The organism is Vibrio hippocampi (genome assembly GCF_921292975.1).
GTDB lineage: Bacteria > Pseudomonadota > Gammaproteobacteria > Enterobacterales > Vibrionaceae > Vibrio > Vibrio hippocampi.
This window is the reverse complement of the sequence record NZ_CAKLCM010000002.1, coordinates 281,146-295,386: the sequence shown is the minus strand read 5'-3', so window position 1 is coordinate 295,386 and position 14,241 is coordinate 281,146. Positions and strand designations below refer to the sequence as shown.

Sequence of the window (14,241 nt, the reverse complement as noted above, 5' to 3'; positions counted from 1 at the left end):
AGCCAAACCATGATTGATGCGTTGCAGCATTACCAAGCGCGCAATAATCAACAGCTGAATGATTGGCTGGATCAATACCCTGTCCAACAGCAAAGATTGATTGAGGCTATGCGTTACGGTTTGCTGCTTGGCGGCAAGCGCGCTCGCCCTTTCTTGGTGTACGCTACCGGCAACATGTTGGGTGTGGACGTTGAACACCTCGATACGCCAGCGTCCGCTATCGAATGTATCCATGCTTACTCATTGATTCATGATGATCTTCCGGCTATGGATGATGATAACCTGCGCCGCGGGCAACCGACCTGCCATATAGAATTTGATGAAGCAACTGCTATCCTTACCGGAGATGCATTGCAAACCTTGGCCTTTACTGTGCTTTCTGAGGGTCAAATAGCACCAATAGCTGAAGCTCAACGTATCAATATGGTGAAGCAACTAGCGAAAGCGTCTGGCGCGGCCGGGATGTGTATCGGTCAAGCTTTAGATCTAGAAGCAGAAAACCAAGCCGTCTCACTTGAACAATTAGAGCAGATACATCGCCACAAGACTGGCGCACTCATTAAGTGTGCCGTTGTGCTTGGCGCATTATCGGCTGGAGAGGTGGGCATAAAAGTGCTGCCCCAACTCGAAAAATACGCGGATGCCATCGGTCTAGCATTTCAGGTACAGGACGATATCCTCGATATTGTCAGTGATACCAAAACCTTAGGTAAGCCTCAGGGCTCTGATGAACAGAAGGCAAAAAGTACTTATCCTGCTCTGCTCGGACTCGATGGGGCAAAACAGAAAGCTGACGCGCTTTTTGAGGAAGCTCTTTCTGCCCTGGATGCGATACCGTACAATACAAAATTACTGGAAGATTTCGCCAGATATGTCATCGAACGCAACAACTAAATTTATAAGCGCTACATCACTATGACACTTGATATCTCAAAATATCCGACATTGAGTCTAACCAATACTCCTGATGAGTTAAGGTTAATGCCAAAAGAGTCGCTGCCTAAGCTTTGCCAAGAACTGAGGGAGTATTTGCTTAACTCAGTGAGTCAATCTAGTGGTCACCTTGCATCGGGCTTAGGAACCGTCGAACTGACTGTTGCTTTACACTACGTCTATAACACTCCTTTTGATCAGTTAATTTGGGACGTTGGCCACCAAGCCTACCCTCACAAAATTATGACGGGTCGCCGTGAGCAGATGTCGACGATACGTCAAAAAGAAGGGTTACACCCTTTTCCTTGGCGTGGAGAAAGCGAATATGATGTATTGTCGGTGGGTCACTCTTCCACATCAATTAGTGCTGCGTTAGGCATCGCTATTTCCGCAGCCAAAGAAGGCAACAATCGTAAAGTCGTCAGTGTTATTGGAGATGGTGCTATTACTGCAGGTATGGCATTTGAAGCGTTAAACCATGCCGGTGATATTCGTCCTGACATGCTAGTGATCCTTAACGACAATGAAATGTCGATTTCAGAGAACGTCGGCGCACTAAATAATCACCTTGCACGTATTCTGTCTGGCAGTCTCTATACCTCTATTCGTGAAGGGGGTAAAAAAGCTTTACGCGGTCTGCCGCCAATCAAAGAGTTGGTAAAGCGTACCGAAGAACACCTCAAAGGGATGATCGTACCCGGCACCCTATTCGAAGAATTTGGCTTTAACTATATTGGTCCAATTGACGGTCATGATGTCAACGAGCTCGTAAAAACGCTTAAGAACATGCGTGATCTTAAAGGTCCTCAATTTCTACATATCATGACCAAGAAAGGCAAAGGTTATGAGCCTGCGGAAAAAGACCCTATCGGTTATCATGGTGTTCCAAAATTCGACCCATCAAGAACTAGCCTTCCAAAGAGTCAGTCTGGCAAACCGACATATTCACAGATCTTCGGTGACTTCTTGTGCGACATGGCCGCGCAAGATGAAAAATTGATGGCCATTACGCCTGCGATGCGTGAAGGGTCAGGGATGGTGCGTTTTTCAAAAGAATTTCCAAAGCAATATTTTGATGTTGCAATTGCAGAGCAACATGCGGTGACCTTAGCAACGGGGATGGCAATTGCGGGCAATAAACCTATCGTCGCCATCTATTCGACCTTCTTACAACGAGGCTATGATCAGCTCATTCATGATGTTGCTATCATGGATTTGCCTGTGATGTTTGCTATCGACCGCGCTGGATTAGTCGGAGCTGATGGTCAAACACACCAAGGTGCCTTCGATCTTAGCTTCATGCGTTGTATTCCAAATATGGTCATTATGGCGCCAAGTGACGAAAATGAATGTCGCCAAATGCTCTACACGGGTCACCAACACACCGGTCCAAGTGCGGTACGTTATCCAAGAGGTGGCGGTAATGGCACCTCTGTTGACAAGTGTTTTACCGCATTAGAAATAGGCAAAGGACGCCTTATTCGTCAAGGTGAAAAAGTGGCAATCCTCTCTTTCGGCACCTTCCTTGATAATGCGCTGATTGCAGCCGAAAAGCTCAACGCAACGGTTGCCGATATGCGTTTTGTCAAACCTCTAGATGAAGAACTTATCCGCAACCTATCTCAGTGTCACGATGTAATCGTGACACTTGAGGAGAACGCGATTATGGGCGGTGCGGGCGCAGGGGTGAATGAATTTATGATGAAAGAAAAACTACTGAAACCTGTGCTAAATTTGGGCTTGCCTGATCACTTTGTCGCTCAGGGGACACAAGAAGAGTTGCACGCCGAGTTAGGCTTGGATGCCGGAGGTATTGAGCAATCCATCCTAGATTATCTAGCCAAATAGCTACTCAATCATCACTAACAAGTAAACACCCAGCCTACGTGGTTTGGGTGTTTTTGTATTTGTGTCTTTAATGCTATCTATTTTTTAATTCTATCTATTTTTAATGCTATCTGTCTTTAGTTCTATCTGTTTTTGATTCTACCTGTCCTAAATCCGTTAAATACCCATTATTTGTCCTTAATTATTGCCAAATGTCTTTAGTGGTGCTAGTTTAACCACATTTAAGGACACTTATTAGCAGCCTATGAAGCCTACTGCAAGGTCAATAGATCGACAGATTGATATCATTCAAGAAATCATTGATAACGCCTCCACTCCGCTATCAAGAAGCCAAATACTTGAAAAAATTACTATTGATATCACTGAAAAAACCTTACAAAGACGTCTTAAAAAACTAAAGGAAGCGACAAGGATTGCTACCATTGGTGAAAAGAGCGGTCTCAAGTATGTGTCCCTAAATATAACTAAAGACATACCTAAGGACACATCTAAGGACATTTCTATTCGAGCACCAGGTGCCGAATATTTAACTGATGTCACTTCCGTTTTTTCTCAACAATCCAGTATTCGCTTAGAAAGCCTTAATGTTCCGTCTTTCATGCGCCCTAAAGTGTCCTATAACTCGTCGTTGATTGAACAGTATGTCCCTAACCAGACCCGTTATCTATCTAGGGACACAGCTGAAAGGCTGATGAATCTTGGTACTCGATTCAATAAAAATCTCGCGGCTGGCACTTATGCAAAAGACATCGCTCAAAGACTTCTGATCGACCTATCATTTAACTCTAGTCGCTTAGAAGGCAACACCTACTCAATGCTAGATACGCGAAAATTACTACTCGTTGGTGAGGCGGCTAATGGTAAATTCGACGAAGAAACCATTATGATCCTGAACCACAAGGAAGCCATCTTGTTTATGATAGAAAACGCTGAAGAACTCTCAGTCACTCCTTTCGTCATACGCAATTTGCATCAATTACTTTCACAAGACTTACTATCCGACAGCGCGGCATGTGGACAAGTACGTCAAAAAGAAGTCCGTATCACCAAAACGTCTTATCTGCCACTTAATGCCCCCCAACAACTCGAAGAACTGTTTATCCTGCTATTAAGGAAAGCAGCCAAAATAACCGAACCATTCGAACAAGCCTTTTTTCTATTTATTCACCTTTCCTATCTTCAAGCATTTGAAGATGTGAATAAGCGTACCGCACGGTTAGGTTGTAACTTACCTTTTATTCAACAAAACCTCTGCCCCTTAAGCTTTGTCGATGTACCAAAAGACGACTATGTTCGATCACTAATTTATTTTTACGAGACCGGCGATTATCTTCCTGCTTTAGATGTGTTTATTTGGGCCTATGAGCGTTCTTGTCAGCAATATACCAGCGTCGAGAAGTCGGTCGGTCATATCGATTCTTATCGAATTAAATATCGTAGTGAAAGAAAGCAAGCCATTGGCGAGATAATAAGAAATGGAATGACGGGTCAACAGATACCGAGTTATCTTGAACAGTTCTGTAAAAAACATCAGATTGCAGAGAGTGATAAGTTTGTTTCTATTGCAATGGTGGAGCTAGGTAAACTTCATAGTGGGGCGATCATTTCAATCGGTGTCACAGAACAGATGTTTATTGCTTGGAAAGAAAAATTCGACGCCACTCAATAGAGCAGCGTCGAATTCAAAAACGCAATATGAATACGATTCTTTAGCGATGATTATGCGTTGGCTTCACGCTCAGCGATAAAGTCCAGGGCCATCTTGATACGAGCTACTGCGCGCTCTTTACCAACCAGCTCCATGACTGCATCGACAGATGGAGATTGACCACCACCAGTTACAGCAACACGCAGAGGCATACCAATCTTGCCCATACCGATTTCTAGCTCTTCGCAAACCGCGGCAATCACTTGATCTTTAATGTTTTCCGTCGTCCACTCTGCAAGTGCTTCAGCTTTCGCAAGTGCCGCTTCAAGCGGCGCTTTGGCAACGCCACGTAAGTGCTTCTTCGCAGCGCCGGCTTCAAATTCTGAGAAGTCTTGGTAGAAGTAACCAATTTGATCAGCAAGCTCAACTAAAGTGTTGCAACGCTCACCCACCAGTTTAATCACTTCTGTGATCGCTGGACCGTTGTCCACTTTAAGATCGCGTTGATCAAGGTGCCATTGCAGATGCTCAGCGACATAGCTTGGCTCAGAGGTTTTAATGTAATGGTTGTTCAACCACAATAGCTTATCGGTGTTGAACGCTGACGCTGACTTAGAGATAGCATTCAGGCTAAACAAATCAATCATCTCTTGCTGCGAGAAGATCTCTTGGTCACCGTGAGACCAGCCCAAACGCACTAGATAGTTGTTCAATGCGTTAGGCAGATAACCTTCATCGCGATATTGCATCACAGATACCGCACCATGGCGTTTAGACAGTTTCGCGCCGTCATCACCCAAAATCATAGCACAGTGTGCAAACGTCGGAACTGGTGCGCCAAGTGCTTCATAAATGTTGATTTGGCGTGGCGTGTTGTTGATATGGTCTTCACCACGAACGACGTGAGTGATACCCATATCCCAGTCATCAACAACAACAACAAAGTTGTAGGTTGGTGCGCCATCAGTACGACGGATGATAAGGTCATCCATTTGTGTGTTACTAATTTCGATGCGACCACGGATTTGGTCATCAAAAACTACGCTACCCTCTTTTGGATTGCGGAAACGAATCACACAAGGGTCACCGTCTTTTGCTGCTGCATTAGCCGCGACCACTTTAGGGTGGTTAGCGTCATAACGAGGCATCTCTTTGTTCGCTTCTTGCTCAGCGCGGATCTCTTCCAAGACCTCTTTCGGTGCATAGCACTTATACGCTTTGTCTTCAGCAAGCAGCTTATCAACCATCTCGTTATAACGGTCAAAACGTTTTGATTGGAAGTAAGGACCTTCATCCCACTCCAGACCCATCCATTGCATACCTTCAAGAATCGCATCTACTGCTTCTTGAGAGTTACGCTCTAAATCTGTGTCTTCAATTCGTAGTACAAACTCACCACCTTGGTTTTTCGCAAATAACCAAGAGTATAGAGCGGTGCGAGCACCACCAACATGAAGATAGCCTGTTGGGCTTGGAGCAAAACGTGTTTTAACCGTCATTGAATTTACCTTATTGTCAACTGCGTAGGGTGCTAGTCACTATGGCGTTGCAAAAAAACCTACGTTGCAAATTTGCGCGCTATTTTATACTCAACTTCACTCAAGTACCAGTTCAGCAAGGGAATTAGCCATACCAAACTGTTTACTCACCTCAGAACCCAAACAACCTTAGAATACGGAGCGCCTTGGATAGGAAGTGTAATTAATCATTAGAATCTAAATTTTATTCCAAATGCTTGACCTTCCCCTAAGGGCAAGGTTTATGGTTACATCATCAGAGATATCACGAGTGCCGTTATGAATCACTATGAACTAGATTTAGCAGGCCTATCCTGCATGGGTTGCGTTAAAAAACTGACCAATGCCTTAAACGCTTCAGAACGGAATATTGAGATTATTGACATCTCACCCCAACACCTGAAAGTTAAAACTGAGGCACCACTCGCTAATGTCACCGACGTTGTGTCTCAAGTTGGCTATCAAGCCAGCTTGAAGAGTCACGTTCAGCATTTCACCTTAACGGGTTTAAACTGTGGCAAATGTGTCGCAAAACTGCGCGAGCACTTACACTCGCTACAAGATTCTTCTATTATCGAGCTCAACAAGCATTATCTCACTATCGAATCATCACTCAAGAGCGAGACGGTCGAGGCACATATCCAGCAAATAGGTTTCGAGGCTCAACCGGTAAGTGAACATTCACATACTCAAGATGAACAACCTGTTCCCACTCCCAGTATAGACACAAATTCAGCACCGCAGAGCAACACACCGCAAGCCTCGTATTCCATTCAACTGTTAATTCAAGGAATGACATGCGCGAGTTGCGTTTCTTCGGTCGAGAAAGCAATCAAACAAGTGCCTCAAGTTCATTCAGCGAACGTCAACCTTGCCGAACAAAGTGCCATCGTCAGTATTAATCAAGACGAGGATGACTTTGATACAAAGAGCTCTGAAGGAAATAGCTCTGACGTAAATAGCTCTGATGCAAAGAGCCTTAATGCACAAAGCATTGATGAACAGATCATCAAGGCCATCTCAAACGCTGGCTATCAAGCTGAGGTGGTGCTTGATCTCACGTCATCGCAACAACAGCAACAAGATAAATTACAGCGTTATCAAGCTATACAAAAACGCAACACCATCATGGCATTAGCCGTCGGTGCTCCATTGATGCTTTGGGGAGTATTTGGGGGCAATATGATGATCCGCAACTCACTTGACCAAATGGCTTGGGGAGTGGTTGGTATACTATGTTTGTGGCTACTTACTACCGCCGGAAGAGGGTTCTACAGCAATGCGCTTAACGCTCTGAAACATAAACGCGCCACAATGGACAGTCTGGTTGCTCTCGGCACTGGTGCAGCTTGGTTGTACTCAATGCTTGTTGTTATCTCTCCGAGTTGGTTTCCCCAACAATCACGTCACGTCTATTTTGAAGCCAGCGCAATGATCATCGGTTTGATTTCATTGGGTCACTATATTGAAGCCAAGGCCAAGGCTAACACCAATCGTTCATTGCAATCGCTGATGAAACTGCAACCGACCGAGGCTTGGGTCATCATTAATGGCAAAGAGCAAGCTATTGACCTACAAAGTGTCACTCAAGGAATGACGCTACTCATCAAGCCGGGAGATAAAGTCCCAGTTGACGGCATTGTGATTAAGGGTGAGAGTTACATCGATGAATCCATGTTGACTGGTGAGCCCATTGCGAGCCGAAAAACCGTTTCCGACTCCGTCTCTGCTGGCACGATTAATACCAATGGACGCTTGATCATTGAAGCCACCAGCATCGGTTCACAAACCATGCTGTCACGAATCATTCGTTTAGTCCGTGAAGCGCAAAGCAGTAAACCCGCTATCGCAAAACTAGCCGATTCCATTTCCGCCATTTTTGTGCCCGTAGTGATCGCAATTGCGTTATTCTCCGCTGCTATTTGGCTCTTTATCGGTCCCGAACCAACTGCAAGTTATATGTTGGTCGTCGCCACTACCGTTCTTATCATCGCCTGCCCTTGCGCATTAGGCTTGGCGACACCGCTTTCTATTACCGTTGGCGTTGGCAAAGCGGCGCAATCAGGCATCCTAATAAAAGAAGCCGATGCGCTCCAAAATCTGACCAAAGTAAAAGCGGTGATATTCGATAAAACAGGCACCTTAACTCAAGGCGCTCCCGAAGTAGTCCGCGTGTGGTCGATTGATTGCTCTGAGCAACAACTTGCCGCGTGGGTAATCCCTTTGGAAAAATTGTCTCCACATCCACTTGCGAGCGCCATTGTCAATCATTGGCCAAATCAAGCGTTACTAAGTGAAGTTGAGCAGTTCCAAAACTTAGACGGCAAAGGTATTGAGGGTCGGATCAATGGTCACCATGTAACTATCGCTTCAGTCAATCACGTTAACAGTTTAGGTGTTAACATCGCCCCTCTATCCGAAGCCCTAACCGATAGCCAAAACCTTGCAGCGACACCTGTCGTTGTCATCGTTGATCAGCAAATCAAGGGGCTGATTGCTATTGCCGATACCGTGAAACCAGAATCTAAAGAGGCAATACAACAACTCAAAGCGTTAGGCATTCACTCGGTCATGCTTACCGGCGATAACCAAACGGTTGCAAAAACCATTGCTAAGCAATTAGGCATTGATGAGGTCATTGCCGAAGTGCTTCCCGATGAAAAAGCCCTGCACGTTCAATCGCTAAAACAAAAATACCAATACGTGGCAATGGTCGGAGACGGCATTAATGATGCTCCGGCGTTAGCGCTTGCCGATGTCGGCATCGCCATGGGGAGCGGGAGCGATGTCGCAATAGAAACAGCCTCGATGACGCTGCTCAATAGCAATCCCCAAAATATCGCCTACGGGATCGCTCTAGCCAAAGCCACCGTAAAAAACATTAAACAAAATCTGTTTGGGGCGTTTATTTATAACAGTTTAGGCATCCCAATCGCCGCGGGTGTGCTATATCCAGTATTTGGCTTCTTACTCAGTCCTGTATTTGCAGGCGCGGCTATGGCTCTATCGTCGATCACGGTGGTATTAAACGCCAATCGTCTTAAACATTTTTCAAACCCGAGTGACGTCAAGTAATCACCGAACAAGGAAACAAAACATGCAAAAAACACGACTCGCTTTCTCTACCTTGGCACTCGCCACAGTTTCGGCTTCGGCGTTTGCAACCAATGTGATGACTTACAAGTCGCCAACATGCGGTTGCTGCAGTGACTGGGTAGATCATATGGAACAGGCTGGGTTTACCACTCAAGTCGAAAACCACGACAATATGCATAGCATCAAACAGAAATTAGGCGTCTCCGGTGAACTCGCCTCTTGCCATACCGCTGTTATTGACGGCTATGTGTTCGAGGGACATATTCCAGCAAGTGATATCAAAACCTTTTTAGATAACCCGCCAAGTGGCGCTAAAGGGCTTGCCGTACCGGGTATGCCGCTTGGCTCGCCGGGAATGGAATATGGCGACAAAAAACAGCCGTATCATGTCTATGCATTTAATGAGAAGGGGCAGGTATTTAGCTACAACAGCTATCACCAAGAGTAACCAACAAATAAGGCTCTTTGCATTACAGGTACAAAGAGCCTTAAGTCACATCAAACAATTATAATAATTATCTTCCTAGCGGACTGACGTTGTTTGAATACTAGAAGCCGTAAGACGCACCGAATACGAAGGCGTTATTTACAGCGCTACTGCCATCTGCGTTGTCTAAGCCGTGCGCTTGGCTACGGAACTCAAAGTATGGCTGCACACCTTTACGCGTCCAAGTTGCACGAAGCTCATGGTCCATCGTATCGTCACCATCGCCATTAGTAATCACGTAAACGTTGTTATAGCTTAACGTTACTGGCTGTTCAGCAAACGAGTATGCAATACGGTTGTCGAAACGAGTTTGGTCGTTCGCTGTACTGTCTTCTTGAATGTGTTGGCGGGTACGGTTACTAATCGCAATACCGTTATCGAAGTTATAGCCAATCTTTACCAATGGACGATATTGAATCGTCTCACCACCAGAGATTAGGTGATGGTAGCCAACTGCCACCCACAAGTTATCTGTTACCGCATAAGACTGCTCAGCGCCCAATGTAATGTATGGTAATGGGCGAGCATTGTCTTGCACATCACCCAGTGGGATCGCATCAAACTCAACTAATAACGTCGTGTTTGAATCAAAGGTATGGCCGGCTTCTAGCGTCGAGGTTGCTTTTGAACCTTGTAGAAACGTGTCGTGAAATTGGACGTTACCTGTCACATAAGAAGAACCTGCGAATGCAGAACCAGAAACCATTGCTAATGTCGTCAAAGCTAAGATTTTTTTCATTATTTCACCTATTAAATTAAGATTTATGGACAACTTATCGTGCTGTCTCTATCAGTGCCTGTTGGCTGAGACGCACTATAACGCCACTTAATTTTCTCGATCAAATAAGTTTATTTGGTTAGTGACCAGTGTCACATGACAATAACAACAAAAAATATAAATCCATTTAAATCATGAATTTAAATGTTTTCTCGTAAATTTAATGACGAGAAAAACCTTTATGTAGCTCACAGAACTCATCAAATTAGCCATAAAAAGTCATTGCGATTCGAGCCGTATTTTAATTTTCATTAAAAACAATGCGAGATACATCACTATTATTTAGGTTTATTGATGATTTTCTTGAGAGTAATTTATCAAAACAAAATAAGTATCGCAGTTGGTCGAATAACCTTCTCCAATAGTCAGATCTGATAATCCGTAACAGCAAGGTGAGAGTGATTTCGCCAATATAGTGCTAATATGCTCAAGTTATCCATCAATCGGATGAAAGACGTTCTCTCGATAAATGTAAGGAGTATCATGAAATTACTGCGTCACCATTGGCTATGTTCACTCTTGTTGTTGGGAGGTTTATTCCCCTTAACCAATCAGGCAGAGCCATTAGCATGGACCGCTTCACGCGGTGAACAGACCTTACATCTATTTGGCACCATTCATGTCGGTCAACCAGAGTTTTACCCCCTTCCTCAAGCCGTGAGTCGGGCGTTTCGAGCCAGCCAAGCAGTGATCGTTGAAGCCGATCTCAATGGCAGCTTTAGCCTACCCGCAGCGAATAAATCATTCACGGCTGACAAACTGCTCTCTGATAAACAAAAGCAAATTCTGATCTCTATTGCTCAATCACTATCGCTCTCCCCCTCTGCTCTATTGGCAATGGAACCGTGGCAAGCAGCTCTGTCGTTGCAGCAATTGCAATTTCAGTCTCTTGGGTATGACGCTCAATATGGCATCGACCAACATTTTATTACCAAAGCTAAGATGGCCAATAAGCCGATTTGGGGATTAGAGAGTATTGAGTTTCAGATTAGTCTAACGAGTGACCTACCTAACAAAGGGCTGGAACTACTAACGGAGTTAATTGAAGAGTGGGATCAGCAACCTGAGCAAGTTGCATGTTTAGTGACATCTTGGGTCCACGGAGATGAAACGAACCTCGCTGAAATATCACAGAAGGATTTACTCGGTGAAGAGCTATACCGAACATTCGTCACAGAGCGAAACCAAGATTGGGTCAAACAGTTTACCTCTAACCCTAATTGGCAGTCTGGAAGCTATTTTGTTGCGGTTGGTGCTTTGCACTTAGTTGGAAAGGACAATGTCCCGCAACTGCTTGAACAATTGGGTTACACAGTGACCCCTTTAACTCAAGGAAGTCGCACTGAGTGTGCATTCGATAGCTAGATGAAAGGCTAGATGAAGGTAAAAGGTCGAACAATGGATTGATGGCGGGGTGTTCACTTAACCCTTGCTGTCAATCAATGGCGCCTTGAGACCATCCTTCCTTGAGACCATCCATGATAGGGCAGTCATTCGATTCATTGCCGGGACAGTGCGACGCCCAGGTTTTCAAAGTATTCTTAATGGCGGTGAGATCGGCAATCTTTTGTTCAATATCGGCGATTTTAGCCACTGTCTTAGCTTTAACCACCGCACTTTGCATTTGATTATTTTGTGATAACTCAACCAACTCTTTGCAATCATCAAGACTAAAACCAAGGTTTTTAGCCCGTGCAATCAAGACCAACTGCTGGATCTGCACATCACTGTAGGTTCGATAACCGTTCTCTGAGCGTAGAGAATGAATCAAACCTTTCTCTTCATACAAGCGAATCGATTTACTGGTTAAGCCTGTTCGTTTTGCTACTTCACCAATATTCATAAAAACCTCACCTATGATCACCATTCAATCGCCAGAGACTCACTAATACCAATCGTTAGTCTCTGGCTTGTTCGCTTTAGTTTAGTAAATCAACCAAGTCCTGTTCGGTACGCACTTCTACCCCAAGATCTTGCGCCTTCGCTAACTTTGAGCCCGCATTGTCACCAGCAAACAGAATATCGGTGTTCTTAGAAACACTGCCTGTCACCTTAGCGCCCAAAGCTTGTAGTGCCGCTTTTGCTTCATTGCGATTCAATTGCGACAGCGACCCCGTTAGCACCACCGTTTTTCCTGCAAGAGGTTGTGGAACATCTTGATCTGGTTCTTGTACATCCTGCCAATGAACACCCGCGTCAATAAGTGCCGCAATCACCACTTGATTACTTTCTTGAGCAAAGAACAAGCGGATATGTTTGGCAACAATTTCACCAACATCTGGAACTTCAATTAGCTGCTCGTGTGACGCCACCATGATGGCATCGAGCGTTTTAAAGTGCGCCGCAAGGTTAGCCGCGGTGGCTTCACCCACCTCACGAATACCTAACGAATAAAGAAAACGAGCTAACGTCGTTTCTTTTGACTTTTCCAACGCGTTAACCACATTTTGTGCCGATTTCGGCCCCATTCGCTCCAAAATCGTCAAGACACCTGCCGATAAACCAAATAGATCCGCGGGCGTTTCAACCATTTCACGATCCACTAATTGCTCAATGACCTTATCGCCTAAACCGTCAACATCAAGGGCCTTACGGGAAACAAAGTGCTTGAGCGCTTCTTTACGCTGAGCTTGGCAAACCAAGCCACCGCTACATCTTGCAACGGCTTCGCCTTCAATACGCTCAATGGCGGAATGACAAACCGGGCAGTCAATCGGAAAACGGATCGCTTGCGCGTCTTGCGGACGACGATCAGGCACAAACGCCACGATTTGCGGGATTACATCACCCGCACGACGAATAATCACACTATCGCCCACCATCACACCGAGGCGCTCAATCTCATCGGCATTGTGCAAGGTGGCATTACTTACGGTCACACCCCCTACAAACACCGGCTCTAGTTTAGCAACTGGCGTGATTGCGCCTGTACGCCCAACCTGAAACTCTACCGCATTCAGCGTCGTGATCTCTTCTTGCGCCGGAAACTTATAGGCAATTGCCCAACGAGGAGCACGAGCAACAAAGCCAAGCTGTTGTTGCAAGTCAATGTCATCAACTTTGATCACCACACCATCAATCTCATAATCCAAGCTTTCACGCTTTTCTTGAATCGCTTTATGGTAGGCTTTCACCTGTTCAATATCTTCAACGCGTTTGGTCTCAGGTCCCATCGGGAAACCCCAAGACTTCAATTTTACAAAGCGTTGGTAATGACTTTGTGGCAGTTCAGCCCCTTCGATAATGCCTAAACTGTAGGCATAGAAACTCAGTGGTCGCTTGGCGGTAATTCGAGAATCTAACTGTCGTAAGCTTCCTGCGGCAGCGTTTCTTGGGTTAACAAAGACTTTCTCCCCTTTCGCTAACGCCTCTTGGTTCATCTTTTCAAAGCCAGCTTTGAGCATAAAGACTTCACCACGCACTTCGACACGAGTTGGAATATCATCCCCTTGCAGTTTCAGTGGGATCGCTGAGATGGTTCTGACGTTCTCGGTAATGTTCTCACCGGTTGTCCCATCACCACGCGTCGCCGCCTGTACCAAGATTCCATTCTCATAAAGCAGGCTTACCGCCAAACCATCCAGTTTCACCTCACAACAAAATGCACCAATTTGAGTGCGGTTGACACGCTCGCGAATACGTCTGTTGAACCCATCAAGGTCATCATCAGAGAAAGCATTGTCCAAAGAGAGCATCGGTAATTCATGCTGTACTTGGTTGAAGCTATCCAGAGGCAAACCGCCTACCCGCTGACTTGGCGAATCTAAAGTCACCCACTCAGGATGCTCTGCTTCAATGGCGAGCAACGATTGCATCAGCCTGTCATATTCCGCATCAGGGATCTCCGGACTGTCCTCGACATAGTATTTTACGCCGTGATAGTGAAGTTGTTCCTTAAGTTCAGAAAGTCGTTGTTGAGACATGGTATACCTTG

The 14,241-nt window shown here is 45.3% G+C and carries 10 protein-coding genes; 6 read left to right on the top strand and 4 right to left on the bottom strand.

Annotated features, from left to right (window positions below):
- Positions 1-9: 9 nt before the first annotated feature.
- The 3 genes from ispA to L9Q39_RS03790 all read left to right on the top strand — a co-directional run bounded on the left by ispA (position 10) and on the right by L9Q39_RS03790 (position 4,450).
- Complete coding sequence (ispA, locus tag L9Q39_RS03800; RefSeq protein ID WP_237485496.1) at positions 10-894, top strand: (2E,6E)-farnesyl diphosphate synthase; 885 nt, start codon at positions 10-12, stop codon at positions 892-894.
- A gap of 21 nt (positions 895-915) precedes the next feature.
- Positions 916-2,781 carry a 1-deoxy-D-xylulose-5-phosphate synthase gene (gene dxs, locus L9Q39_RS03795; protein WP_237483796.1) on the top strand — a complete coding sequence of 622 codons (1,866 nt, stop codon included), beginning with the start codon at positions 916-918 and terminating at the stop codon, positions 2,779-2,781.
- Between the two features lie 244 nt (positions 2,782-3,025).
- Positions 3,026-4,450 carry a Fic family protein gene (locus L9Q39_RS03790; protein WP_237483795.1) on the top strand — a complete coding sequence of 475 codons (1,425 nt, stop codon included), beginning with the start codon at positions 3,026-3,028 and terminating at the stop codon, positions 4,448-4,450.
- A gap of 50 nt (positions 4,451-4,500) precedes the next feature.
- Here L9Q39_RS03790 and gltX read toward each other — a convergent pair whose 3' ends face one another.
- Positions 4,501-5,928: a glutamate--tRNA ligase gene (gene gltX / locus L9Q39_RS03785; RefSeq protein ID WP_237483794.1), complete on the bottom strand. Its 1,428-nt coding sequence runs from the start codon at positions 5,926-5,928 to the stop codon at positions 4,501-4,503.
- Between the two features lie 297 nt (positions 5,929-6,225).
- Here gltX and L9Q39_RS03780 point away from each other — a divergent pair, with 297 nt between their 5' ends.
- Together L9Q39_RS03780 and L9Q39_RS03775 are read left to right on the top strand one after the other, a co-directional pair.
- Entirely contained in the window at positions 6,226-9,021 is a 2,796-nt protein-coding gene (locus L9Q39_RS03780; protein ID WP_237483793.1) for a heavy metal translocating P-type ATPase, read from the top strand.
- A gap of 22 nt (positions 9,022-9,043) precedes the next feature.
- Positions 9,044-9,490, top strand: a complete 447-nt coding sequence (locus tag L9Q39_RS03775; RefSeq protein ID WP_237483792.1) for a DUF411 domain-containing protein — start codon at positions 9,044-9,046, stop codon at positions 9,488-9,490.
- 100 nt (positions 9,491-9,590) lie between these two features.
- Here the strand turns inward: L9Q39_RS03775 and L9Q39_RS03770 are convergent, their stop codons facing one another.
- Positions 9,591-10,268: an oligogalacturonate-specific porin KdgM family protein gene (locus L9Q39_RS03770; protein WP_237483791.1), complete on the bottom strand. Its 678-nt coding sequence runs from the start codon at positions 10,266-10,268 to the stop codon at positions 9,591-9,593.
- Positions 10,269-10,790: 522 nt separating this feature from the next.
- Here L9Q39_RS03770 and L9Q39_RS03765 point away from each other — a divergent pair.
- The gene (locus L9Q39_RS03765; RefSeq protein ID WP_237483790.1) at positions 10,791-11,672 is read left to right on the top strand and encodes a TraB/GumN family protein; all 882 of its coding nucleotides are present in this window, start codon (positions 10,791-10,793) and stop codon (positions 11,670-11,672) included.
- 70 nt (positions 11,673-11,742) lie between these two features.
- On the opposite strand, the gene cueR is transcribed toward L9Q39_RS03765, so the two are convergent.
- On the bottom strand, positions 11,743-12,150 hold the full coding sequence (cueR, locus tag L9Q39_RS03760) for a Cu(I)-responsive transcriptional regulator (RefSeq protein WP_237483789.1): 408 nt from the start codon (positions 12,148-12,150) through the stop codon (positions 11,743-11,745).
- 76 nt (positions 12,151-12,226) lie between these two features.
- Positions 12,227-14,230 (bottom strand): NAD-dependent DNA ligase LigA, encoded by a 2,004-nt coding sequence (ligA, locus tag L9Q39_RS03755; RefSeq protein ID WP_237483788.1) that lies wholly within the window; start codon positions 14,228-14,230, stop codon positions 12,227-12,229.
- Between the last annotated feature and the right edge of the window lie 11 nt (positions 14,231-14,241).